Origin of the sequence: Streptomyces sp. NPDC002795 (assembly GCF_042888725.1) — a bacterium.
Classification (GTDB): Bacteria; Actinomycetota; Actinomycetes; order Streptomycetales; family Streptomycetaceae; genus Streptomyces.
Window position 1 is genome coordinate 174,982 of the sequence record NZ_JBIAQB010000006.1, and the last position, 25,164, is coordinate 200,145.

General features: G+C 70.1%; 19 protein-coding genes. 8 read left to right on the forward strand and 11 right to left on the reverse strand.

Annotated features, from left to right (window positions below; translation table 11 throughout):
• Window positions 1-30 precede the first annotated feature (30 nt).
• Entirely contained in the window at window positions 31-3,345 is a 3,315-nt protein-coding gene (locus ACFYWS_RS19545) for a S8 family serine peptidase (protein WP_389277801.1), read from the reverse strand.
• A 214-nt stretch (window positions 3,346-3,559) separates the two neighbouring features.
• Between ACFYWS_RS19545 and ACFYWS_RS19550 the strand changes: the two genes are divergently transcribed.
• A complete protein-coding gene (locus tag ACFYWS_RS19550; RefSeq protein ID WP_389277804.1) occupies window positions 3,560-4,009 on the forward strand; it encodes an NUDIX hydrolase in 450 nt (149 codons plus the stop codon).
• A 344-nt stretch (window positions 4,010-4,353) separates the two neighbouring features.
• Window positions 4,354-6,123, forward strand: coding sequence for a TIGR03767 family metallophosphoesterase (locus tag ACFYWS_RS19555; RefSeq protein ID WP_389277807.1), 1,770 nt, complete (start codon window positions 4,354-4,356; stop codon window positions 6,121-6,123).
• 24 nt (window positions 6,124-6,147) lie between these two features.
• Here the strand turns inward: ACFYWS_RS19555 and ACFYWS_RS19560 are convergent, their stop codons facing one another.
• Entirely contained in the window at window positions 6,148-7,209 is a 1,062-nt protein-coding gene (locus ACFYWS_RS19560) for a hypothetical protein (RefSeq protein ID WP_389277810.1), read from the reverse strand.
• A gap of 253 nt (window positions 7,210-7,462) precedes the next feature.
• Window positions 7,463-10,048: an aminopeptidase N gene (gene pepN / locus ACFYWS_RS19565; protein WP_389277813.1), complete on the reverse strand. Its 2,586-nt coding sequence runs from the start codon at window positions 10,046-10,048 to the stop codon at window positions 7,463-7,465.
• A 143-nt stretch (window positions 10,049-10,191) separates the two neighbouring features.
• On the opposite strand from pepN, the gene ACFYWS_RS19570 reads away from it, so the two are divergent.
• The gene (locus ACFYWS_RS19570; RefSeq protein ID WP_389277816.1) at window positions 10,192-10,833 is read left to right on the forward strand and encodes a DsbA family protein; all 642 of its coding nucleotides are present in this window, start codon (window positions 10,192-10,194) and stop codon (window positions 10,831-10,833) included.
• On the opposite strand, the gene ACFYWS_RS19575 is transcribed toward ACFYWS_RS19570, so the two are convergent.
• The 4 genes from ACFYWS_RS19575 to ACFYWS_RS19590 form a co-directional block, all read right to left on the reverse strand.
• The gene (locus tag ACFYWS_RS19575) at window positions 10,830-11,048 is read right to left on the reverse strand and encodes a hypothetical protein (protein WP_389277819.1); all 219 of its coding nucleotides are present in this window, start codon (window positions 11,046-11,048) and stop codon (window positions 10,830-10,832) included. The two genes, ACFYWS_RS19570 and ACFYWS_RS19575, sit on opposite strands and share 4 nt — an antisense overlap.
• A gap of 136 nt (window positions 11,049-11,184) precedes the next feature.
• On the reverse strand, window positions 11,185-11,826 hold the full coding sequence (locus tag ACFYWS_RS19580) for a superoxide dismutase (protein ID WP_389277822.1): 642 nt from the start codon (window positions 11,824-11,826) through the stop codon (window positions 11,185-11,187).
• A 144-nt stretch (window positions 11,827-11,970) separates the two neighbouring features.
• Complete coding sequence (locus ACFYWS_RS19585) at window positions 11,971-13,392, reverse strand: amino acid permease (protein ID WP_389277825.1); 1,422 nt, start codon at window positions 13,390-13,392, stop codon at window positions 11,971-11,973.
• A 167-nt stretch (window positions 13,393-13,559) separates the two neighbouring features.
• Window positions 13,560-14,915: an amino acid permease gene (locus ACFYWS_RS19590; RefSeq protein WP_389277828.1), complete on the reverse strand. Its 1,356-nt coding sequence runs from the start codon at window positions 14,913-14,915 to the stop codon at window positions 13,560-13,562.
• Between the two features lie 290 nt (window positions 14,916-15,205).
• Between ACFYWS_RS19590 and ACFYWS_RS19595 the strand changes: the two genes are divergently transcribed.
• The gene (locus ACFYWS_RS19595; protein ID WP_389277831.1) at window positions 15,206-15,787 is read left to right on the forward strand and encodes a biotin transporter BioY; all 582 of its coding nucleotides are present in this window, start codon (window positions 15,206-15,208) and stop codon (window positions 15,785-15,787) included.
• A gap of 4 nt (window positions 15,788-15,791) precedes the next feature.
• On the opposite strand, the gene ACFYWS_RS19600 is transcribed toward ACFYWS_RS19595, so the two are convergent.
• Window positions 15,792-16,556: an LPXTG cell wall anchor domain-containing protein gene (locus tag ACFYWS_RS19600; RefSeq protein WP_389277834.1), complete on the reverse strand. Its 765-nt coding sequence runs from the start codon at window positions 16,554-16,556 to the stop codon at window positions 15,792-15,794.
• Between the two features lie 184 nt (window positions 16,557-16,740).
• On the opposite strand from ACFYWS_RS19600, the gene ACFYWS_RS19605 reads away from it, so the two are divergent.
• On the forward strand, window positions 16,741-18,237 hold the full coding sequence (locus tag ACFYWS_RS19605) for a protein kinase (protein ID WP_389277837.1): 1,497 nt from the start codon (window positions 16,741-16,743) through the stop codon (window positions 18,235-18,237).
• Window positions 18,238-18,290: 53 nt separating this feature from the next.
• Here ACFYWS_RS19605 and ACFYWS_RS19610 read toward each other — a convergent pair whose 3' ends face one another.
• The gene (locus ACFYWS_RS19610; RefSeq protein WP_389277840.1) at window positions 18,291-19,715 is read right to left on the reverse strand and encodes an amino acid permease; all 1,425 of its coding nucleotides are present in this window, start codon (window positions 19,713-19,715) and stop codon (window positions 18,291-18,293) included.
• Between the two features lie 161 nt (window positions 19,716-19,876).
• Between ACFYWS_RS19610 and ACFYWS_RS19615 the strand changes: the two genes are divergently transcribed.
• The gene (locus ACFYWS_RS19615) at window positions 19,877-20,365 is read left to right on the forward strand and encodes a ribose-5-phosphate isomerase (RefSeq protein WP_389277843.1); all 489 of its coding nucleotides are present in this window, start codon (window positions 19,877-19,879) and stop codon (window positions 20,363-20,365) included.
• A 114-nt stretch (window positions 20,366-20,479) separates the two neighbouring features.
• A complete protein-coding gene (locus ACFYWS_RS19620) occupies window positions 20,480-21,298 on the forward strand; it encodes an Fpg/Nei family DNA glycosylase (protein ID WP_389277846.1) in 819 nt (272 codons plus the stop codon).
• On the opposite strand, the gene ACFYWS_RS19625 is transcribed toward ACFYWS_RS19620, so the two are convergent.
• The gene (locus tag ACFYWS_RS19625) at window positions 21,295-22,527 is read right to left on the reverse strand and encodes a GNAT family N-acetyltransferase (protein ID WP_389277849.1); all 1,233 of its coding nucleotides are present in this window, start codon (window positions 22,525-22,527) and stop codon (window positions 21,295-21,297) included. The two genes, ACFYWS_RS19620 and ACFYWS_RS19625, sit on opposite strands and share 4 nt — an antisense overlap.
• 139 nt (window positions 22,528-22,666) lie before the next feature.
• Between ACFYWS_RS19625 and ACFYWS_RS19630 the strand changes: the two genes are divergently transcribed.
• A complete protein-coding gene (locus ACFYWS_RS19630) occupies window positions 22,667-23,839 on the forward strand; it encodes a PP2C family protein-serine/threonine phosphatase (RefSeq protein WP_389277852.1) in 1,173 nt (390 codons plus the stop codon).
• 10 nt (window positions 23,840-23,849) lie between these two features.
• Here ACFYWS_RS19630 and ACFYWS_RS19635 read toward each other — a convergent pair whose 3' ends face one another.
• Window positions 23,850-25,031, reverse strand: a complete 1,182-nt coding sequence (locus ACFYWS_RS19635) for a cation:proton antiporter (protein WP_389277855.1) — start codon at window positions 25,029-25,031, stop codon at window positions 23,850-23,852.
• Window positions 25,032-25,164: the final 133 nt, after the last annotated feature.

A 25,164-nucleotide genomic window follows, 5' to 3' on the forward strand; every position in this document is an offset into this window, starting at 1 on the left:
CGCCCCCAAAGACCCGCCCAGCGCCAAACGCTAGGACGTGACCTTCTCGATCTTCACGCTACCGACCCCCGCGACAACCCCCCGCTCATTCAGCAACCGCACCTGACCGAAGAACTCCCGCCCCTCCGGCGCCGCGGCCGCCGCGACGACCTCCGCCGAGACGGAGTCCGACGCCCCGGTCGCCAGCGACACCCGCTTCGACTCGTCGACCTTCACCGTGCCCAGCGAGGGCGCGAAGAAGACGTCGACGTAGTCGTACTCGGTCGAGCCGGACGGCACCGAGTAGCCGTCGACCTGCACCGTGTACGTACCGGCGGCCGGCTTCGCGATGCTCACGGACTCCTCGGAGTCGCCGTCGGCCGAGGAGCCGACGACCTTGCCCGCCGCGTCGAGGACCGTGAGGTCGAGGTCGGCGGCCAGGTCGGAGACCTTGCCGATGCTGACGTCGAGCTTGTCGGCGCCCGCGGGGACGTCGACGGTCGACGTCTGCGAGGCCCCGACCGCGATCGTCGGCCGCGTCGTCTTCGACGAGCCGAGCGCGCCGCCCTCCAGCTTGCCGCCGTTGATGGCCGCGAGCTTGTTCGTGACCTTCCAGTCGACGGCGGCCGGGGTGCCCACCTTCGCCTCCGGCAGCGTCCGCACCGCCGGGTCGAAGTCCGCGCCGAGCACGGCGACGTCCAGCGTGTACGGGTTGTCGAGCAGCGGCGACGTACGGCGCGACTCGACCTCGATCTCCCAGACGCCGGCCTGCGGAGCGTCGTACGAGCGCAGGTCGGGACGGCAGCCGTTGCCCGAGCCGTCCCCGTAGTTCGGGTAGCAGTCCGGCGTCGACGTCGAGTCGACCGGGACGCCGTACGGGTGGATGGAGACGAAGCGGGTCTGGCTCTTCGCGGCGAGCCCGCTCATCCGCGCCTCAAGGGAGGTCGCGCCCTTCGGGACCGTCACGAAGTACGACTTCACGCTGTTGCGCTGCACCGAACCCTTCGCCTGGTACGTGTACTTGAGCGGCGAAGAGACGACGGCCGTCGCCATGATCTGCTGGTCGACGCCCTCCGTCTTCGGGTCGTCGACGCGCAGGATCGCGCTGCGCAGCCCGGCCGATGACGGCTTCGCCCGCACCTTCAGGGTGACCGGCTTGTTCAGCGGCAGGGAGACGGTGCTCGACCCGACGATCGAGAACGTGTCACCGGAGTTGTTCTTCAGCGACAGCTTGTGCGGCACGGGCTTCGACGAGCCCGACGTACGCGTGACGGTGACCTCGTACGTCTTCTTCTGCCCGGCCTTGAGGCCGCTCTCACGGTCGTAGATGCCGGTGCCGAAGCCCGGCGTCTTGAGCTGGCCGTCGAGGGCGGTGTCGACGGGCGCCTTCACCGTGTACGTGTGGGCGCTCGCCTTGTCCTCAATGGAGTCCCACGCGTCGACGATGTCGATCAGGCCCGTGCCCTCCGCGTACGCCTGCTCGCCCGGGATGTGCTTCGCGGTCGAGGTGAGCGCGGTGCGCAGCTTCGCCGGGGTCAGCGACACCTTCTGCTGCTTGGCCGCCGAGATCAGCAGCGCGCTCGCGCCCGCCGCCTGCGGGGAGGCCATCGAGGTGCCCTGGAGCATCGAGTAGCCGGCGGGAAGCGCGTAGCCCGCCTCCGGGGTCGGCGAGCCCGGCAGCCAGGTCTGGGTGGAGTTGATGGCGGCGCCGGGCGCGGTGATGAGCGGCGCGAAGCCGCCGTCCTCACGCGGGCCGCGCGAGGAGAACGGCATCATCGCGTACGACTTCTCCACCTTGGAGCCGTAGTTGGAGGCCCAGGTGTCCTTCGAGATGCTCGCGCCGACGGACAGCACCTTGTCCGCGAGGCCGGGGTCGCCGATGGTGTTCGCGCCGGGGCCCGAGTTGCCCGCCGAGATCACCAGCTGGACGCCGTACTCGTCGATGAGGCGCGTGTAGAGCAGGGCGCGGGCGTTGGCGCCGTCGTTCAGCGCGGGAAGGCCGCCGATCGACATGTTGACGATGTCGACGCCGCGCTTCGTCACGAGGTCGATCATGCCCTCGGTGAGCGCGACGTTGGTGCAGCCACCGGACCATGTGCACGCGCGCGAGGAGACCAGCTTGGCGCCCGGCGCGGCACCGTTCATGTTCTTGTTGCCGAACAGGGAGTTGGCCGCGGTGATGCCCGCGACGTGCGTGCCGTGCTCGGACTCGATGACGCCGATGTTGACGAAGTCGGCGTGTCTGCCGACCCAGTCACCGCCGTACGGGTCCATGGGGACGTCCTTGCGGACCTCGACCACGAACGGCTGCCGCTCGACGACATCGGTGGACGGGTCGTCCTTGCCGAAGTAGCCGATCTGCTTGCCGTCCTTGTACGGCTTCATCGGGGTGTCGTCGGTGAAGTCGCCGTTGTCGTTGAGGTCGACGGTCGCCGTGCCCTTGGCCGCGTCGTACAGCACGCCCCACTTGTCGGTGGTGTCGCCGTCCCGGTTCGCGTCGCCCTTCGCGTCGCCGCCGGCCGTGACGGACTCCGCGAAGGTGCTGATGCCGTACGAGCCCGAGGCCGCCTTCCAGGTGCGGCCGCTGTACGTGAACGTGGGCCCGGTCACCTTGGTGACCATCGGCCGCCACGTCGCGTCGCCGTCCACGATCGGGTCGGTCGCGGTGACCCAGTCGACGATCTTGCGCTCGCCCGTCGTGGTCTTCTGGAGCGCCGGGTGGCCGAGGTCGACACCCGAGTCGAGGATGCCGATGGTGGTGCCGCGGCCGTCCGCCTTCGGGTGCTTCTTCACGAAGTCCACGGCGCCCGTCTCGAAGGACGGGTTGTACGGGTTCTTGGCGGGGGTGTCCTTGCCGGGCCCGCTGTACGAACCGGTGGCCTTCTTGGCCGCGCTCTTCGTGGTGTCGGCGGCCGGCGTCGGGTCGTCGAGCACGATCTCCTGGCGCAGGTCGATGCCGCGCACGGAGCCGAGCTTCTCGGCGGAGCCGATCGCGGCTTCGGCGCGGCCCGTCGGCACGGTCGCCCGGACGTAGCCGAGCTTGTCGTAGGTGCGGCCCACGGAGCCGCCCTTGACGGCGTCGAGCTGGTCCGCGACCTGCTCGGTCTGCCCGGGGGTGGTCGCGACCATCATGGTCACGTTCTTCGTGCCGTCGGCCTTGGCGTCGGCGAGCAGTTCGGCGTCGTGCGCGCCGAGCTTGTCGCTCGCGGACTTGGGGGCCGGGGCCGGGTTCGGGTCCGCGTCCGCCGCGAAGGCCATGGGTATCGGCCCGGTCGCGGTGAGCGCGGCCACGAGTCCCGCGGCCGCCGCGAGCCGGGCCGCGCGTCTCGCGCCGGATATGGGTGCGCGCTGGGGATCGGTGGTCATCAGCATCCCTGTACGTAAATGGAGAAAGGAATCCGGATTTCGGTGCCGGATGACCGCTCAGCTTTACGCAAGTGACCACAGTTTGGGGAGAGTTGCCCGAGCCGGGAACTCGCCATGGCGTACTTCCGCCATGCGCCATCGCGCCCAAACCGTGACGGGTCCGGCAAGGCGCGTATCACCTGCACCGGGGCGCGGATGCCTCTAGCGTCGGGGGATGAACAAAGAGCTGAGGGTGGCGGCCTACGCCGTGTGCGTCAGAGAGGAGCAGGTGTTGCTCGCCCGCTGGGTCGCGGGGGACGGAAGTAAGCGGTGGACCCTGCCGGGCGGGGGCATGGACCACGGTGAGGACCCGTACGACACGGTGATCCGTGAGGTCGACGAGGAGACCGGGTATGTCGTCGACCCGGTCGCGCTGCTCGGCGTGCACTCGGTGCTGCGGCGCTACCCGCGCAAGCTCGGCAAGATGGCCGACTTCCATGGCTTGCGTCTCGTCTACGAAGGGGTGATCACCGGCGGCGCCCTGCGGCACGAGGAGAACGGGTCCACGGATATGGCGGCGTGGCACGATCTCGCGGCGGTCGAGGAGCTTCCTCGGGTGGAACTGGTCGATGTGGGGCTGCACCTGTGGCGCGAGCGTCCGGCCTCCGGCCACGTCTCCGTGTGACGGTCGCCCGTCCGCCGGCCACGGGGCTCCGCCCCGGACCCCGCGCCTCAATCGCCGGCGGGGCTTGATTGGGGCACCCGGGCTTGATGGTGCGCAACGAAGGGGTCCGTTCCCCGGCAGGTGAACACGGAGTGACAGCGCGGGCGCCCCGGGCCCACCCTCTTGTGACGATGCGGCGCACCCGCGACCCGGCCTAGATCCACGTACGGTGATCGGCGCTGCGCGTTGCGTCGCCGTTCACGCGCAGGTCATCCCCGCTGCCAACGATCCAGTACGGAGGGGCGGTTCGACCGGACCGGCCCGGCCGTCACTGTCGACGCGTTCGCACCCGGGGAGACCGCGCCATGCCGCGCATACGCTCTGTCACCACAGCCGCCGCAGAGATCGACCGCCGCGCATTCCTGACCGCGACCGGCGCGGTGACCCTCTCTGCCGGAATCGGATACGCCCTCGGACCCGCGGGGGAGACCCGGGCCGCCGCACACCAGGCCGCCGCCCCGGCACGGGCCGTGTCCCGCAAGGCGCCCGCCGCACCACTCGCCCCCTACACCCGCGGCACCACCCTCGCCGCCGTCGCCACCGCCGCCGCGGGCTCCGGCTACCGGCGCCTCGGCGACGGACCGGCCTGGGAACGCGTCGTCCGCACCGAACTCGGCTCCGCCCGCGGCGGCCGCGAGGCCAAGCGCACGCCACTCGCCGCGTTCGTCCAGTTCACCGACCTCCACCTGGTCGACGTACAACACCCCCTGCGCTACGAGTATCTGCGGGCGCAGACCGCGAGCGCCTGGCGGCCGCAGGAGGCGCTGAGCGTCGCCGGGGCCGTAGCCCTCGTGGAGCGGGTGAACGCACTGCGCGGCGCACCCGTCACCGCCTCGCCGCTGCACTTCGTCATGACGACCGGCGACAACACCGACAACAACGCCCGCTCCGAACTCGACTGGTTCCTCAAGACGATGAGCGGCGGCCGCATCAGCCCCAACACCGGCGACCCCCGCCACTACGAAGGTGTTCAGAACAGCGGGCTTCCCCTCTACTGGCAGCCGGACGCCGCCTTCCGGGACGGCGACAAGCGGGACCACGGCTTCCCCCGCGTCCCCGGCTTCCTGGACGCCGCGATCTCCGAACTGCGCAGCCCAGGACTGAACCTCCCCTGGTACTCCACGGTCGGCAACCACGACTCGCTGCCCGGCGGCTGCTACGCGCCCGCGGACCCGTACTTCACCGAATTCGCGGTGGGCGACCGCAAGTTGATGGACCTGGACACCGCCACCGGCAAGGCGATCTGGGACAACGTGCAGAGCGGCGGGGACCCGAAGGGCAAGGCGTTCAAGGAACTCCTCGTCTCGCACCAGCGCAAGATGCGCCGGGTGACGCCCGACGAGTCACGCGCCCCGTTCACCCCGACCGAGTACGTCGCCGCCCACCTCGACCCCGCCCACGTGGGCCCGGGACCGATCGGCCACGGCTACACCCAGGCCAACCTGGCCGACGCGACACAGCACTACGCATTCCGGATCTCCGACGACGTCCTCGGCATCAGCCTCGACACCACGGACCCGGCAGGCCACTACGAAGGCTCGATCGGCGCGTCCCAACTGGCTTGGCTCAAGCGCGAGTTGAAGGCCGCCGAGCGGCGCGGCGACCACGTGCTCGTCTTCTCCCACCACACCTCCAAGACGATGCGCAACCTCCGCGAGGCCCCGGACCGCCCCGGCGAAGAGCGCCACGGCGGCGAGGAACTGACCGCGCTGCTCGCGGCCCACCGCCCCGTCCTCGCCTGGGTGAACGGTCACAGCCACAAGAACGACATCACGCCCCACGCGGGAGCCGACGACACCACCGGCTTCTGGGAGATCTCGACCGCCTCCCACGTCGACTTCCCGCAGCTCGCCCGCATCATCGAGGTCGCCGACAACCGCGACGGCACGCTGTCCGTCTTCACGACGCTCATCGAATCCTCGGCACCGCACCGCACCGACTTCACGGACCTCACGCAGACGGGCCTGGCCGCCCTCTACCGCGAGCTCTCCTTCAACGCGCCCGGCTCGCGCGCCACCCTCTCCGGCACACCGGGCGACCGCAACACCGAACTCGTCCTGCGAAAGGGCCGGTGACCGCCACGGCGGCGACGAGGGTCTTCAGCGGGGCAGCACCACGACGTACGCCGCCGGGTCCCGGTCACCCGAAGCCATCAACGCGGTCCGCACGATCGCGGCCTGCTGCTCGATCGACTCGCGCAGCTTCTTCGGGGAGATGTGCACGACGGTGACCCCGAGCCGCTCCAGGTGCTCGCGCCTACGGGCGTACTCGCCCCAGAGCGCGTCGCCGTCCTGCGAAAGGCCGTGGCGCGGCGCCCGGGTGTCCAGCTCCAGGGCGACGGCGTGGTCGGGCCAGAAGGCGTCGACGCCGCCGAGGTGCGGGCCGCCGGGCAGCCGCAGATCCACGTTCCACACGGGGTCGGGCAGCGCGTGCTCGCGCACCATCGCGTACAGCCGGTCCTCGGCGATGGTCCGCCCCTCGGCGAGCAGCGAGTCGACGGCGTCGACGACGTGCGGCCTGGTCAGCAGCCGCGCCTGCGACAACTCCCGTACGACGGCGGCAGGTTCGCAGTGTCCGCCCCGCACGGCCTCGGTGAGCAGCCGTCGTACGGCGCCCGCGTCGGACAGCCGGGCCACCGCGTCGGCGAGGGCCCGCGGCACGGGGACGACCGGAACTCCCCGAAGCTGTACGGGAGTCGGCAGTCCAGTGGTCCGGATCAGCCGCGCGAAGGCGGTGGAGCGCAGCCGCCGGGTACGCGGTACCAGCACGTCGATGTGGTCGAGCGAGGACAGCGGGGGAGCGGCGGAGAAGCCGTGCAGCGCGAGGGCCGCGAGCCCGGTGACCATGGTGTCGGAGTACGGCGCGCGGTCGGGGGTGTGCTGCGCGGGCACGCCGTCCGGGCGGCCGCGCCGCTCGGGCGCCCGCCCCGAGTACAGCAGCACGGCGTGCAGCCGCTCCTCGTCGCTGGGCGGGCCGGGGTGCAGCAGATACACACCCGGCAGCAACTGTTGCCAGGACCCGCCGGCCCGGCACTGCTCCGATGTGGCGGCGGCGCCCACGCCGTGCGCCTTCAACTGTGCGGCGCTCATCAACTGCCGCTGGTTCTGGGCGAGGTGACGCAGGGGGCGGGGCGACAGCGGGGCGGGGATGTTGCGGTTCATGACCCGGACGTTCCCGCCCGGAACACCCCCGCTAACCCCTGTTACACCCCCGTAGGAAACTCCGGACATCGTCGCCCTAAAGCCGACACCCCAACCTGCCGAAAGGCGCTGGCGAACGCCGGGTTACGGCCCCGATTGCCAGCATTCAGTAACACCACCACAATTTAAGCCCTGCGGCGCTTGAGCAGCGGGGCCCGGGGCAGAGCCCCGAAACCACGGTGCGGCGCGAGACGACGGGGGAGCCGAGCCCCGGCTACCCGGCCGCAACCCGGTCACACGCCTGCCCCCGCAGGGCCCGCGCCAAATCATCCCTCGCCTCAAGCACAAGCCGCCGCAACGCAGGCGCTGCCTGCCCATGCTCGGAGAGCCACGCATCCGTCGCGTCCAGCGTCGCCCGCGAGTCCTGCAACCCGGGGAACAGCCCCCGCACCACATCCATCCCGATCTGGATCGACCGCTCCCCCCACACCCGCTCGATCACCGCGAAGTACTTCTCCGCGTACCCCGCGGTGAGCGCCCGCTGCGACGGCTGCTGGAACCCCGAAATGGTGGCCTCCACCAGCGCGTTGCTCAGCGCGTCCGACTCCACGACCTGCGCCCAGGCCTGCGCCTTCACGGCCTCCGAGGGACGCGCCGCGAGGCACCGCACCTGGTGCCGCTTGCCGGAGGCGGTGTCGTCCCGCGCCAGCTCCGCCGCCAGTACGCCCTCGTCCGCGGCCCCGTACGTCGCGAGTGTCTCCAGGAACGCCCACCGGAGCTCCTGGTCGACGTCGAGCCCGTCGATCTTCGCGCCACCGGATACGTCCAACAGCCCCCGCAGCAACTGCAGATCGGCCTCGCTGGAGGCGACCGCGCCGAAGAACCGCGCCCACGTCAACTGGTGCTGGCTCCCCGGCTCCGCGATCCGCAGCTCCTTGAGCGCCCCCTCGGCGAGCAGCCGCCCGCCGGTCTCGCGCCACTCGGGCACCGCGTAGTGCACGAGCGCGGAACGCGTCCACGCGTGCAGCGTCTGGAGCACCCCGATGTCGGACTCGCGCCCCGCGAACCGCAGCACGAGATCGATGAAGTCACGCGCGGGCATCAACGCGTCCCGCGTCGCGTTCCACAGCGCCGACCAGCACAGGGCCCGCGCCAGCGGGTCGGAGACGTCCCCGAGGCGCTCGCGCAGCGTCGCAAGGGAGTTCTCGTCGAAGCGGATCTTGCAGTACGTGAGGTCGTCGTCGTTGACCAGCACCAGCTCGGGAGCCTCGGCCCCGGCCAGCTCGCCCACGACCGTCCGCGGCCCGTCCACGTCCACCTCGGCGCGCGCGTACCGCTCGACCGCGCCGCCGGCCGAACGCCGGTACAGGCCCACGGCCACCCGGTGCGGCCGCAGTTCAGGGTGCGACTCGACGGCCTCCTGCACCACGGCCAGCTCGGTGATCCGCCCCTCGGCGTTCAACGTGACCTGCGGGGTGAGGGAGTTGAGGCCCGCGGTCTGCAGCCAGGACCGCGACCAGGTGGCCAGGTCGCGCCCGCTCGTCTCCTCCAGCGCGGAGAGCAGATCGGCAAGCTCGGTGTTCCCGTAGGCGTGCCGCTTGAAGTACCGCCGCGCGCCTTCGAGGAACGCGTCCCGCCCGACGTACGCGACGAGCTGCTTCAGTACGGAGGCGCCCTTCGCGTACGTGATGCCGTCGAAGTTGAGCTTCGCGTCCTCCAGGTCCCGGATGTCGGCCGTGATCGGATGCGTGCTCGGCAGCTGGTCCGCGCGGTACGCCCACGACTTCCGGTTGTTGGCGAAGGTGATCCAGCCGTCCGTGAACCGCGTCGCCTCCACCATCGAGAACGCGCCCATGAAGTCCGCGAAGGACTCCTTCAGCCACAGGTCGTCCCACCAGCGCATGGTGACGAGGTCGCCGAACCACATGTGGGCCATCTCGTGCAGGATCACGTTCGCGCGGCGCTCGTAGGACGCCTGCGTGACCTTCCCGCGGAAGATGAACTCCTCGCGGAAGGTCACCATCCCCGGGTTCTCCATGGCGCCCAGGTTGTACTCCGGCACGAAGGCCTGGTCGTACTTCCCGAATGGGTACGGGTAGTCGAAGTTGTCGTGGAAGAAGTCGAGCCCCTGCTTGGTCACTTCGAACACGTCGTCCGCGTCGAAGTACGGCGCGAGCCCCTTGCGGCACATCGCGCCGAGCGGGACGACGAGCTTCGACCCGTCGTCGAAGGTCCGCTCGTAGAGTTCCGTCACGTAGTGGTACGGCCCGGCGACGACCGCCGTGATGTACGTCGAGATCGGCTTGGTCTCCGCGAACTGCCAGACACCGTCGGCCAGTTCACCCGCGCCGTTCGACCACGCGGTCCAGCCCTCGGGGGCCCGCACGCTGAACCGGTACGGCGCCTTCAGGTCGGGCTGCTCGAAGTTCGCGAACACGCGCCGCGCGTCGGCCGGCTCGTACTGCGTGTAGAGGTAGACCTCGCCGTCCTCGGGGTCGACGAAGCGGTGCATGCCCTCGCCGGTGCGGGAGAAGGCGCACTGGGCGTCGACCACCAGCTCGTTGTCCTCGGCGAGGCTCTCCAGCTGGATGCGGCTGCCGTCGAACACGGCCGCCGGGTCGAGGTCCTCGCCGTTCAGCGACACGGCCGTCACGGACGGCGCGATCAGATCGACGAACGTACCCGCCCCCGCCTCGTTCGACCGGAAACGGATCGTGGTCACGGAGCGGAAGGTGCGGGGCCCCTCGCCGGCGAAGTCGCCGACCGCGGAGCGCAGGTCGAGCGCCACCTCGTACCCGTCGACGGACAGCAGTCCGGCCCGCTCGCGGGCCTCGTCGCGGGACAGATTCTCACCGGGCACGGCGGCACTCCTTCGTGACGTTCTCGACTGGTCGAACCTCTACGATCCTCGCACGCGGCACCGACACCGGACATCCGGGAATGTGCGCGACGCGGGTCGCGTTGCCGCAGGCGAGACCACCCGGTGACTTCTTGAGGAGAGCCATGTCAGCAACGGACGAGAAGACCCCCGTCGACTTCTGGTTCGACCCGCTGTGCCCCTGGGCCTGGATGACGTCGCGCTGGGTCCTGGAGGTCGAGAAGGTCCGCGACATCAAGGTCCGCTGGCACCTGATGAGCCTCGCGGTGCTGAACGAGGACAAGCTCGACGACCTCCCCGAGGAGTACCGCGAGCTTCTGGAGACCAAGGCCTGGGGCCCGGTCCGCGTCGTCATCGCCGCGGAGCAGGAGCACGGAGCGGAGGTCCTCGGTGACCTCTACACGGCGCTCGGCACCCGTATCCACAACCGCGGCGAGGGCCCCACGAAGGAGGCCGTCGCCGCCGCGCTCGACGAGGTAGGACTGCCCGCCTCGCTCCTCGACCACTGGGACGGCACGAAGTACGAGCCGGAACTGCGGGCCTCGCACAAGGAGGGCATCGACAAGGTCGGCCAGGACGTCGGCACGCCGGTCATCGCGGTGCCGGGAGCCGACGGCAACCAGATCGCCTTCTTCGGCCCGGTCGTCACCCCGGCCCCCAAGGGCGAGGAAGCCGCCAAACTCTGGGACGGCACGCTCCTCGTCGCCTCGGTCCCGGGCTTCTACGAGATCAAGCGCACGCGTACGCAGGGCCCGGTCTTCGACTAGCCGTCGATGTCGTCGGGGAGGCTGCCGTGCCACGGCGACAAGTGTCGCCGCAGCGACAGGCACCCGGGGGTGGCGCATCGCCAGGTCTTGTTGATGTCGGCCGAGCTGTCGCCCTTCGAGGCCAGGTGTGCCGCCTCGTGGGGCTTGAGCTGACGGAAGCCGCGCATCCCGTGGCAGGTGGGGCAGTCCCAGTCGTGGTTCTCTGCTTTCAGCATGCGGTTACATTCCACCGGAACCCCCCGTACCAACAGGCCCCCGTGAGTCACATCCTCACGGGGGCCTGTCGTTTCCTCCGCCCGCCGACGTGAAGGTTGAGAAGACGATCACGAGGCGGGACGCATCACGTGCCGGCTACGGCACCAGCAGCAGGTCGTACGCCCGCTCCTTCGCGGCCGCGTACCGCTTGGCCACGTCCTGCCAGTTGACGACCCGCCACATCGCCTCGATGAAGTCGACCTTCTGGTTCTTGTACTGCAGGTAGAACGCGTGCTCCCAGGCGTCGAAGACGAGGACCGGGGTCGAGCCCTGGCCGACGTTGCCCTGGTGGTCGTAGATCTGCTCGACGATGAGCCGCCCGCTCACCGGCTCGTACGCGAGGACGCCCCAGCCGGAGCCCTGCGTGGTGGCCGCGGCCTTCGTCAGCTGCGCCTTGAACCCGGCGAAGGAGCCGAAGGACTCGGTGAGCGCGTCCGCCAACTCGCCCACGCCGTCCGCCGCGAGCGGCTCGCCGCCGCCGTCACCGGTCATGTTGTGCCAGTAGATGCTGTGCAGGATGTGGCCGGAGAGGTGGAAGGCCAGGTTCTTCTCCAGGCCGTTGAGGGAGCCCCACTGTTCCTTGTCGCGGGCCTCGGCCAGCTGCTCCAGGGTGTCGTTCGCGCCCTTCACGTACGCCGCGTGGTGCTTGTCGTGGTGCAGCTCGATGATCTGCGGGTTGATGACCGGCTCAAGCGCCGCGTAGTCGTACGGAAGCTCAGGAAGCGTGTACGTGGCCATGTCTCTCCGTGCCCTCCGACTGCTTATTGCAACTCTATTGCAAGTGCAGGCTAACAGCAGGAGTGTCGGGCGCAACGAACGGGCACAGCGAAAGGGCCCCCGGACCAAGTGGTCCGGGGGCCCTCTGCGTTGAACTCGGTGCGGCTACTTCTTCTCGGCCCTCTTCTGCCGCGCGTACCCGACCACCGCGAGGATGACCGCCAGGCCGCCGGAGAAGTACAGCTGGATCCGCGTGTCGTGCTCGCGGGCCATCAGGACGAAGACGGCGACCATGCCGACGAGCGCGAGGATCGTCAGGTAGGGGTACGCCCACATCTTCACGACCAGCTTCTCCGGCGCCTCGCGCTCCAGCTTGCGGCGCAGCACCAGCTGGGAGACGGCGATGAAGAACCAGACGACGAGGATGATCGCGCCGATGGTGTTGAGCAGCCAGGCGAAGACGTCGTCCGGGCGCCAGTAGCTGAGCAGCACGCACACGAAGCCGAAGACCGCCGACATCATGACGGCGACGCGCGGCACCCCGTTGGTGATCCTGCCGACGGCCTTCGGGCCCATGCCGCGGGCGACCAGCGAACTGGCCATGCGCGAGGCGCCGTAGATGTTGGCGTTCATGGCGGAGAGCAGCGCGACGAGGATGACGATGTTCATGATCTGGCCGGCCGCGGGCACGCCCAGGTGGTCGAGCGTGGCGACGTACGGTCCCTTGGTCGGGATCTCCTTCGCGGTCCAGGGCAGGAGGACCACGACGACCGCCATCGAGCCGACGTAGAACAGCGCGATGCGCCACATCGCGGTGCGGACCGCCTTCGCGACGCCCTGGACCGGGTGCTCCGACTCGGCGGCGGCGATCGTCACCGTCTCCAGACCGCCGTACGCGAAGACCGATGCGAGCAGGCCGACGATCAACCCCTCCGTGCCGTTCGGCATGAAGCCGCCGTGGCCGGTGAGGTTCGACATGCCGGGGGCCTCGGCGTCGGGCAGCACGCCGAGGATGGCCAGGACGCCGATGACGAGGAAGAGCACGATCGCGCCGACCTTGAGCGCGGCGAACCAGAACTCGAACTCGCCGAAGTTCTTCACGGCCGACAGGTTCGTGACCGTGAACAGCAGCATGAACAGGGCGACCCAGGCCCACTCCGGAACCCCGGGCACCCAGCCGTGCACGATGCCGGCCGCGCCGATGCCCTCCAGGCCGACGGCCACGCAGAGCAGGAACCAGAACGACCAGCCTGCGGTGAATCCGGCCCACGGCCCGATGCCCCGCTCGGCGTGCACCGAGAACGATCCGGACGCCGGGTACGCGGCCGCCATCTCGCCCAGCATGCGCATCACGAGCATGACGAGCGCGCCGGATATCGCGTAGGCGAGGATGATCGACGGGCCGGCGGCGGCGATCGCGGTGCCGGAGCCCACGAAGAGGCCGGCGCCGATCACGCCGCCCAGCGCGATCATGGAAAGATGTCGCTGCTTGAGGCCGTGCGACAGCGACGGTTCGGCCGGTGCCTGATCGTCGCCCGGTCGCGCGTCCGCACTCTCTGCAGGGGACTGCGCTGATGTCCGAGACATGGGTGTGCCCTGTTCAGTAGCTGTGACGGTCCTGGCGTAAAGGGAAGCTAAAACTGCCACAGTCTGGGCGGGCGGCCCGCTGATAGGGAATAGCTTTCCGGTATACGGACACGACGCTCACACGCCGCAATGATCAAGTCGACGTTCGGTGAACGTGTGCGTACAGCTCAGGCACGCCGCGCGCGCAACTCCCGTACGCCCGCGACCGCGAGGACGAACAGCGTCGCCCCGGTCGACCACATCAACTGCGGTCGCGCCGCCTCGTCGGTCAGCATCAGGCCGAAGACCGCGGCCATCGCGGCGATCGCCACCCAGGTCAGCCAGGGGAACGCCCACATCTTCAGCACGAGGCGCTCCGGGGCCTCCTGCTCGATGCGCCGCCGCAGCCGCAACTGCGACACGGCGATCAGCGCCCACACGAACAGCAGCACCGCGCCGACCGAGTTGAGCATGTAGAGGAAGATCGTGTCCGGCCACTCCAGGTTGAGCAGGACCGAGATGAAGCCGAAGGCCACCGACGCCAGGACCGCGCGGCGCGGCACCCCGCCACCGCTCACCTTCAGCAGCGACTTCGGCGCCTCGTCGCGCTCGGCCAGCGAGAAGATCATGCGCGACGATCCGTAGAGGTTGGCGTTCAGCGCCGAGAGCAGCGCCACGAACACCACGATGTTCATGATCTGCGCCGCCGACGGGACGCCGATCGAGTCGAGCACGGTGACGTACGGGCTGATCCCCGCCTTCTGCGCCGTCCAGGGCAGCACCGTCACGATCACCAGCATCGACCCGACGTAGAAGAACAGGATCCGGTACACCGCGCTGCGCACCGCGCGCGCCACCGAGCGGGCCGGGTCCTCGGACTCCGCGGCCGCGATCGTGACGACCTCCAGGCCGCCGAACGCGAAGACGACCGCGAGCACTCCGGAGATGACGCCCTCCCAGCCGTGCGGCAGGAACCCGCCGTCACCGGTCAGATGGGTCAGGCCGACCGGATCCGTGTCGGGGAGCAGGCCGAAGATCGCGAGGGCGCCGAGCACCAGGAACGCGACGATCGCGAAGACCTTGAGGGCCGCGAACCAGAACTCGAACTCGCCGAAGTTCTTCACCGCCGTCAGGTTGGCGACGGTGAACACGACCATGAAGAGCAGTACCCACGCCCACTGCGGGACGCCCGGCACCCACCCGTTCGCGATCTGTGCCGCGCCCGTCGCCTCGACGGCGAGCACCACCACGAGCATGAACCAGTAGAGCCAGCCGACGCTGAACCCGGCCCAGCGGCCGAGCGCCCGCTCCGCGTGCACCGAGAAGGAACCGGACGCGGGCATCGCGGCGGACATCTCGCCGAGCATCCGCATCACCAGCATCGCGAGCGAGCCCGCGATCAGGTACGAGACGACGATGCCGGGCCCCGCGACCGCGATACCGGCCCCCGAACCGACGAACAGACCCGCGCCGATGACCCCGCCGAGGCCGAGCATCGTGAGGTGGCGCTGCTTCAGCCCGGCGGAGAGTGGTTCGTCTTGCATGGGGCTTCAGCCGATCTCGGATGTGCGGGTCGCGCGGGCGTGCGCGGTTTGGCGGGAACCTACAGTCTCCCGTTCCAGCGCCTCCACGCGCAAAACGGACTCTCCCAGTGACGAGCATCACCTTGTACGGGGTGTACGCGCCGTTGTTTGTTCAGAGCCCACCAACACGGCGTGGGCGCCTTTGTCGACCGGCGACCGTGATCGGCCCAACTCCCCTGGGATAGCGTCACAAAGTCCCTCCCTGCCCGACCGCAAGGTCCTCTGGACCTTCGACAGACACCGGAGTCCCCATGAGCACCGCCGCTGTCACGACCGCCCGTCCGGGCAAGGTCCTGGCCGACCTCCTCCCCGCCTCCCGCGCGAAGAACATCGCGCTCGTCGTGGGCGGCGCCGCCCTCACCGGCATCGCCGCGCAGATCGCGCTCCCCGTCCCGGGCTCGCCCGTGCCGGTCACCGGACAGACCTTCGCCGCGCTGCTCGTCGGCACCGCGCTCGGCGCCCGCCGCGGCTTCCTCGCGCTCGCCGTCTACGCGCTCGCGGGCATGGCCGGCATGCCGTGGTTCGCGGAGGGCGGCTCGGGCATGTCGATGCCCGCGTTCGGCTACGTCATCGGCCTGATGCTGGCCGCGGCCGCCGTCGGCGCGCTCGCCCGGCGCGGCGCGGACCGCTCGATGCTGCGCACCGCGGGCACGTTCCTGCTCGGCGAGGCCATCGTCTACGCGGTCGGCGTCCCGTACCTGGCCCTGTCCACCGGCATGAGCCTCACGGCCGCGATCGCCGCGGGCCTCACCCCGTTCCTGATCGGCGACGCCCTGAAGGCGGCCCTGGCGATGGGCGCGCTGCCCACCGCCTGGAAGTTCGCCAACAAGTAGCCGTCTAGCGCGTTTCTGACGGGTCTCCGCGGCGGGTCCACCACAGGCCCGCCCCGCCGGCGGCGATCAGCGCCGCGCCGACCGCGCCCAGCGGCAGCGCGGCATCGCCGACACCGGTCGACGGCAGGTTCTCCTGATCGTCGCCACCGTCCCCGTCCCCGCCCTTGTCGCCCGCGGGGGCGGCCGGCTTGTTCTCCGTGCCGAGCAGCAGCGGAGTGACGGGCGCGTTCGGCGAGGGGCTCGTCGTGCCGAACGGCACCGGGCCCTGCTGCCAGAACGTCTTCTTCGTGTCCCCGCTCTGCACCGGAAGACAGATCTTCCCGGTCTTTTCCAGATCGAATGTCGCGGCGACCTTGTACGACTGGGTCTTTCCCGCCCCGAGGTTGTCCATGGCGCAGGAGAATCCGCTGTTGGATCCCTTCGGCAGCTTGTTCTCCGGTATCGCGGTGCAGTTCGGAACGTCCTTCACCACGAGCCCGTCGAACCCCACCACGGCCAGGATTATCCGGCCGCTTCCCTTGCTTCCCTGATTGCTGACGCTCGCGGTCAGATTCTGCGTCCGCCCGGTCGAGTTGTCGGCCGAGATCTTCTTCGGCAGCTCCGTGGTCAACTTCACGCCCGAGGGCGCCGCGTCCACCGGCTTTCCGCCCTCACCGCTGCCGTGACCGGGCCCGTGGTCCGCGAGCGCGGCGCCCGGCAGCACCATGAACGCCGTCACGGTGGCCGCGCACAGCGACCCGGCGATTTTGATCCGACGTCGTGAACTCATGGTCGTCGTCCCCCTAGGTCTTTCAGCTTCCCCCAACCGCGGCTGAATTCGCGGTACTTGAAGAGGTACCACAAGATTTCTCCGCACTATGCTGGGGCGGCGCGAAGTGTCGGCATTGTGTTTCATTGTGTTTCGGGGGTGCAGTCGATTGCCTGGGAATACGAGCGGAGGCGTCCAGGGGTTATTGGTGGCGTCCCGCTACCGCCTGGACGAATCGATAGGCCAGGGCGGAATGGGGCGCGTGTGGCGCGCGGTGGACGAAATGCTCGACCGCCGCGTCGCCGTCAAGGAAATGCGCATCGACGGGCTCGACCCCGAGGACGCCCGCACCCGCCGCGAGCGGACGCTGCGCGAGGCCCGCGCCACCGCCCGCATCGACCACCCGGGCGTGGTGCGCGTCTACGACGTCGTCGACCAGAGCGAACGCCTGTGGATCGTCATGGAGTTGATCGACGGCCGCTCCCTGGAGCAGATCCTCGTCGAGGACGGGCCGCTGTCGGTGGACGAGGTCGCGCGGATCGGACTGAGCCTGGCCGGGGCGCTGCGCCAAGTGCACGCGGGCGGCGTGCTGCACCGGGACATCAAGCCCGGCAACGTACTGATCGAGCGCGTGGGACAGCGCCGCGTCATGCTCACCGACTTCGGCATCGCCGCGATCCAGGACGCCAAGGCGCTCACCATGGTCGGCATGCTGGTCGGCTCGCCCGACTACATGGCGCCGGAGCGGGTCTCGGGCCGCCCGCAGGGCCCGCCGTCCGACCTCTGGTCCCTCGGGGCGACGCTCTGCGCGGCCCTCGGCGGCAGCTCGCCGTTCTCCAGGGAGACGACCCTCGCGACCCTGCACGCCGTCCTCTACGAAGAGCCGCGCCTGCCGCCCGGGACCGGCAGGCTGGCCCCGCTCCTCGCGGGACTGCTGGCGAAGGAACCACAGGACCGCCCCGACGTCGACACGGTGACCGCCGCGCTGACCCCCGCCGAGACCTCCCCGGAACCACCGCAGGCACCGCGCCCCAGGACCCGCACCCTCGACATCGGCCTGCGCCGCCCGGAGCCCACGCCCGTGCGGCCCCGGCGGGCGAACCGCCGCAGGACGGCCCTCGTCGCGACCGGGGGAGCGCTGACCGTGGCCCTCGCGGTGGTCCTCGCCCTCACGCTGCCGGACGGCGACCCGCAGGCGGGCGGCTCGACACCCACGACGTCCCGCCCACCCACGGTCGAGGGCACGTCCCGGCCGCCCACCGAGAGCCTCCCGGCGGGCGCGCGCCGGGAGGCGGGGTACGCGTGGGTGCCGCCGAAGGGCTGGGAGCGGGTGGTGAAGACGGCGTCCGAGGTGCACTACACGTCACCGGACGGCACCCAGGAGCTCGTCGCCCAGTCGGCCCTCGCGAAGGACGACCTCCTGGCCACGTGGCAGAAGTCCGAACGCGCCGCCCACCAGGGCCAGGACTACAAAAAGCTCCGCCTGACCCGCACCACGTTCCGCGGCCGCCCCGCGGTGGTCTGGGAGTACCTCTTCACCCTGAAGGGCGCCCGCTGGCACGCGGAACTCCTCGGCTTCGACCGCGGCAGCCGCTCCTTCCAGGTGGGCACGTGGTACCGCCCGGAGACGGAGAAGCGGGCGAGGGCGACGTACGAAAAGGTGAAGTCAACGTTCACCCCATTCAGCCCCGCCGGCGATTGAGGCGCGGGGTCCGGGGCAGAGCCCCGAGACGTCAACCACGGACCCCGCAACAGTCACGCGTTCCGCCGCTGCACCTTCTCGCGTACGAGCGAGAACCCAACAACGAACGCCGCAACAAGCAGGGAAAGCAGAACCTGCTCCCGCCCCGCGTCATCCGTCAACATGTACACCAGCACGAACGAGATCATCGCGATCGTCGCCCACGTCAGATACGGGAACAGCCACATCTTGACGACAAGCTTCTCCGGCTGGTCCCGCAGGATCATCCCGCGCATCTTCAACTGCGTGAAACAGATGACCAGCCACACGAACAGCGCGACCGCTCCGGAGGAGTTCAGCAGGAAGTTGAAGACGGTGTCCGGCCACTGGTAGTTGAACCAGACCGCGAGGAACCCGAAGACGACGGACCCGAGGATCGCGACCCGCGGCACACCGCGCGACGTGGTCTTCGCGAACGCCTTCGGCGCGTCACCGCGCTGCCCGAGCGAGAAGGCCATACGGGAAGCGGTGTAGAGCCCGGAGTTGAGGCACGACAGCACGGCCGTCAGCACGATGACGTCCATGACCTGCCCGGCGTGCGGGATGCCGATGGCGTTCAGAGCGGCCACGTAGGACCCCTCGTCGACGATCGACGGATCGTTCCACGGCAGCAGCGTCAGGACGACGAAGATCGAGCCCAGGTAGAAGATGCCGATGCGCCAGATCACGGAGTTCGTGGCCTTGGTGACGGCCTTCTGCGGGTTCTCGGACTCACCGGCGGCGAGCGTGACGATCTCGGAGCCCATGAAGGAGAAGACGACCATCAGCACACCGGTGAGGATCGCTCCCGGCCCCTTCGGGAAGAAGCCTCCGGAATCGGTGAGGTGCGCGAGCCCGGACCCCGGGTTGTCGGCGCCCGGCAGCAGCCCGAACACGGCGAGCAGGCCCACGATCACGAACGCCGCGATCGCGACGACCTTGATCCCGGCGAACCAGAACTCGAACTCTCCGTACGAGCCGACGGCCGCCAGGTTCACGACGGTGAGCACGACCATCACGATCAGCGCCCACCCCCACTGCGGGACGCCCGGTATCCAGCCGTTGAGGATCTTCGCGCCGGCCGTCGCCTCCACGGCGAGCACCACGACCCAGAAGAACCAGTAGAGCCAGCCGATGGAGAAACCGGCCCAGCGGCCCAGCGCCTGGTCGGCGTAGGCGGAGAAGGAGCCGGAGGAGGGCCGTGCGGCGGCCATCTCGCCCAGCATCCGCATCACGAAGACGACCATCGCGCCGACGAGGGCGTACGAGACGAGGATGGCGGGTCCCGCGGCCGCGATGCCGGAGCTGGAGCCGACGAACAGACCGGCTCCGATGACACCGCCGATGGCGATCATGGACAGGTGCCGGTTCTTCAGCCCCGCCTTGAGTCCGTCACCGTCGCCGCCGGTGGGCGGCGTACCGGATGATGCCCCGGTGGTGGGGGGCGACTGCGTGGTCATGCACGGATCCTTACGTCGGTCGTAAACGTGCGTCCGCATTCAACGCACCGGGGAGCCCGATCGGAAGCTTTGAGTCCGGATCGTTGTCAAGGCCGCGACCGGCGCCCCCGGCGGGCACCCGGAGGCGGCTACCCGGCGGGCGTCGTGCCACACTCGGACCCATGCGCGTGTACCTCGGCTCGGATCATGCCGGCTACGAACTCAAGAACCACCTGGTCGAATGGCTCAAGGCCCACGGCCACGAGCCCGTCGACTGCGGGCCCCACATCTACGACGCCCAGGACGACTACCCGCCGTTCTGCCTCCGCGCCGCGGAGCGGACGGCGGCGGACCCCGACGCCCTCGGCATCGTGATCGGCGGCTCCGGCAACGGCGAGCAGATCGCCGCGAACAAGGTGAAGGGCGTCCGTGCGGCCCTCGCCTGGAGCGAGCAGACCGCTGCGCTCGGCCGTGAGCACAACAACGCGAACGTGGTCTCCATCGGTGGGCGGATGCACACGGAGGAGGAGGCGACGAAGTTCGTCGAGATCTTCCTGGCGACGCCGTACTCCAACGAGGAGCGTCACCAGCGCCGCATCGACATGCTGTCGGCCTACGAGGCGTCGGGCGTACTCCCGGCCATCCCGGCCCACCACCCGCAGCAGGACTGAACCCCTCCGGGCTTGTCCTCAATCGCCGGCCAGTCAAGCCCCGCCGGCGATTGAGGCGCGGGGTCCGGGGCGGAGCCCCGAGGCGTCAACCACGGCTGGCCGAAAGGAACTCGCGTGCCCGAGGGCCACACCATCCACCGCCTCGCGCAGGACCACGCCGAGAAGTTCGCCGGCCGCCCGGCCACCGTGACCAGCCCCCAGGGCAAGTTCTCCGACGCCGCAGCGCTCCTCGACGGGCAGCCGCTGACCGGGACCGAGGCCCACGGCAAGCACCTCTTCCTCCGGTTCGGCGCGGAGCACTGGGTCCACATCCACCTCGGTCTCTTCGGCAAGTACACCTTCGGCGACGCCCCCGCCCCACCCCCCACGGACACCGTCCGCCTCCGCCTGGCGAACGACGCCCACTACGCGGACCTCCGCGGCCCCACCACCTGCGCGCTCATCACGGACGCCGAGAAGCAGGCGATACACGACCGCCTCGGCCCGGACCCGCTGCGCCAGGGCGAGGACCCCTCCAGGGCGTACGAGCGGATCTCCCGCAGCCGCACCACGATCGCCGCGCTCCTCATGGACCAGAAAGTGATCTCGGGCGTCGGCAACGTCTACCGCGCCGAGGTCCTCTTCCGGCACGGCATCGACCCGTACACCCCCGGCAAGAACCTCCCCGCCCCCCAACTCGCCGCGATCTGGGGCGACTTGGTGGCACTCATGCACGACGGCGTCCGCGCCAACCGCATCGACACCGTCCGCCCCGAGCACACCCCCGAGGCGATGAACCGGCCCCCGCGCGTCGACGACCACGGCGGCGAGGTCTACGTCTACCGGCGCGCGCACCGGCCCTGTCACCTGTGCGGCACCGAGATCCGCACAGCGGAACTGGCCGCCCGCAACCTCTTCTGGTGCCCGACCTGCCAGCCCCCGGGTACGTACTAGAACCCGTGCGGCAGCCACGGCGCGAGCGCCGAGCCGAACGCCACCGACGCCTCCGCGAGCGCCCCCTGTCGCAGCTCCCGCACCCGCCCGGCCCCGGCCAGTTCGAGCAGTGACACGTCACCGAGATAGCCCGCGCCCAACTCCCGTACGGACAGCGCGAGATCGGCCGGCTCCTCGGTCCGCTTGCAGGACGCGCCGCCCTTCGCGTCGCCCGTGAGCCGCCAACGCCCCTCGTTCCAGGGGCAGAAGGCGTCCGCCACCTCGAACACGACGTCCACAGGCTTGAGATACGTACGCGCTTCGAGCGCCTGACCCACATCCACCAGCCGTACGTGCATCGAGTCACGCACCCGTACGTCGCACCGCCGGATGTCGGAGACCAGCGAGAACAGCGGGTCGTCCACCGGCAGGTTGTAGCAGTGCACGGTCTCCGTCAGATCCATGGCGCACAGGAACCGCCACAGCGCCGCGTACGCCGCGGGCTCCACCGCCGTCACCTCCCGCACCAGGACGGTGCTGCGATCCACCCCGTGCTCGGACTCCGGCTTCACATGGAAACGCGCGAACCCCACGGTCTCGCCGTCCAGTTCGGCCACGACGCACTGGAGCGGCGACGTCCCGCTCCGCTCCTGCTCCGGGTCGAGCAGCGGCAACCGCTCCCAGCCGGGCAGCCGGGCGAGCATCCCGGGCCGCGTCCCCACGGTCCGCAGATACACCGACTCGCACCGCTCGGCGCCCTCCGCCACCCCCACGTACCGCAGCCGCACCTGGTCCGCCTCGGCGGGCGCGTCGATCCGTACCTGCCGGGACTCGATGCGCACCGTGGCCTTGCGGGTGCCGGTGCCGTAGCCGAACCGCCCGTAGATCACGGGTTCGGACGCCGTGAGCACCGCGAGGGGCTCGCCCCACCGTCGTACGTCGTCGAGTTGACGGCGCATCATCTCGGTCAGGATGCCGCGCCTGCGGTGCGTCGCGGCGACGCTGACCATGGTCACGCCCGCCGCCGCCACGAACGCCCCGCCGGGCACCGCGACGCGGAACGGGAAGGCGCCCGCCGTGCCCACGCACTCGGCCCCGTCCCACACCCCGAGCGAGCGGTCCAGGTCGGTCAGCTCCCGGTAGAACCCGCGCTCCTCGGGTGACTCGGCCACTCCGCCGAAGGCCCGCTCCAGCTTCCCGTACCAGTCGTCCCACTCGCTGTCCCGCACCGTGCGCAGATCCGTCGCCATACGCCATCCCTACCAGGGCGGGCAGCGGCGGGCGAGGGAATTTACCGCGTGTACCGGGGCTGACGGACGTGCCCGGAAAGGGGGACAAGTGGGACCTCCCGTGCACAGGTCCCGACCCGGTGGATAGGGTCCACGAACAATGGCGGTACGACGAGAGCGGCGCGGGCGCGGACAGCGCGCGGAGGCCGACACGTTTCCGGCCCGGATGAGGATGCGTGTGCACCGGGTCCGCACAGCCGTGCGCAAATCCGGAGTGGACTACTTCCGCGGTGACGGCTCGGACTGGATCGCGCTCGTCGGGCTGCTCATCACCATCCCGGTGATCGCCTTCGCCACCATCCTCAACCCGGTGTGGTGCGCGCCCGCCGTCCTCGTCCTGCCGATCGTCGCGGGCGGCCTGCTGCTGCGCCCGGCCAGCCTGCTCGGTCTCTACGCGGCGGCGGCCGCGGCGCTGATCGTGGAATCGTTCCAGCTCGGCCCCTACACGCAGCGCTCGGCCGGGGTCACGCCCGGCACGGTGCTCACGGTCGCGGCGTGCGGGTTCTTCGGCCTGCTCATCGCCCAGTTCCGCAGCCGGGTCGGCGTGCCCTGGCGGCGTGGCGGAACGATGCTCTTCGACCTGCGCGAGCGGATCCGTACGCAGAGCCGGCTGCCCAAGCTGCCGCTGGGCTGGCACCGCGAGATGGCGCTGCGTCCGGCGGGCGGCCAGTCGTTCTCCGGGGACTTCGTGGTGGCGGCCCGTACGAACAACGGCCGCACGCTGGAGGTCGTCCTCACGGACGTGTCCGGCAAGGGGATGGACGCGGCCTCGCGGGCGCTGCTGCTGGCCGGTGCCTTCAGCGGACTGCTCGGCTCGCTGCCGCCGCACGCCTTCCTGCCCGCGGCCAACGGCTATCTGCTGCGTCAGGACTGGGACGAGGGCTTCGCGACCTCGATCCACCTCGTCCTCGATCTCGAATCAGGGGACTACGAGCTGTACTCCGCGGGCCACCCGCCGGGCCTCCAGCTCAGCGCGGGCACCGGGCGCTGGGAGGAGAAGGCGGCCGAGGGCCCGCTCCTCGGCGTCTACGACGGGGCGGAATTCGACGCCACGAAGGGCACGCTGCGCCCCGGTGACGTGCTGATGCTGTTCACGGACGGCCTCGTCGAGACCTCCGAGCGGGACATCAGCGAGGGCATCGACCGCCTCACCGGGGAAGCCGACCGGTATGTGACCGGCGGCTTCCACGGCGCGGCGTGGCACCTCATCGAGGCGGTCGCCAAGGACGTCAACGACGACCGGGCTCTGCTGCTGATCTGCCGGGACGCGTAAGAGGCAGGACCTACACCCCCGCGCTGACCCGTGGCTCGTCGAGCACCGGCGACTTCTCCTTGATCGGCAGGATCCGGGCCAGCCACTCGGAGCGGCCCGCGGCCATCGGCCCGAGCACCGCGAGCAGCAGGACGTATCCCGCGATGAACGGCGACAGGCGTTCGTCGAGCCCCGCCCCCGCGGCCATCGTGGCGAGGATCAGAGCGAACTCGCCGCGCGCCAGCAGCGTGGTCGAGATGTTCGCCGCGGGCCCGGCCCCGAACCCGTAGATCTTCGCTCCGCCGATCCCCGCGAGGACGTTCATGACGAGCGTCAGCGCGACCGCGGCGAGCACGGGCCACACCACGCTCGGCAGGTCACCGGGGTCGATGGAGAGCCCGAACCCGAAGAAGAAGATCGCTCCGAAGGCGTCCCGCAGCGGGTGCACCAGCGTGCGGATCCGCTCGCCGGAGGCGGTCGAGCCGAGCATCAGGCCGACCATGAACGCCCCGATGGCGTCGGCGACCCCGAACCACTCGGAGACCCCGGCCACGAACACGGCGGTGCCGAGGAAGGAGATGACGAGCAGCTCGTCGTCCTTGGTGTTGAAGAGCTTGCCGATGATCCGCGTCCCGAAGCGCGCCGCGAGCGCGAGCAGCAGCAGGAACCCGAAGGCCTTGCCGCCGTCGAGCACGGCGGCCGACAGGGAGTCGGCGCCGGACAGGATCGGTTGCAGTGCGGCCAGGTACAGGGCGAGGAAGATGTCCTCGACCACGATGATCCCGAGGATCGGCTTGGTCTCGGGGTTCCCGAGCCGGCCGGTGTCCACGAGGACTTTCGTGACGATCGCGGACGACGAGATGCCGAGCACCCCGGCGAGGACCAGAGCTTCGGATGTGCCCCAGCCGAGGGCGAATCCGAAACCGAGGCCGGCGCCGACGTTCAGCGCGAGGTACGTCCCTCCGGCGACGGCCATCTTGCGGCCGCCCGTCTTCAGGTCGTCCATGTGGAACTCGAGGCCGAGATAGAAGAGCAGCAGTACGAGGCCGAGGGCGGAGAGCATCTCCAGGTCGTGCGGGTCGGAGAGCAGCACGACGCCCGGCGTATGGGGGCCGAGCAGGATCCCGGCCAGGATGAACAGGGGAATGGTGGGGAGGCCTATCCGCCCTCCCAGGCGGGCGAGGACGGCTGCCGCGAGAAAGGCGCCGCCCATGGCGATCAAGGTGTCCGCGTGTCCGATGGGCCCGTTCCTCCTTGGTCTTGAAGCCCGGTGGTCAGGACCGACCAGAGGCTTTGGTCAAGAGAGCGTCAAGAAAACGTCAATACTTAGCTTACCAAAGGACCTG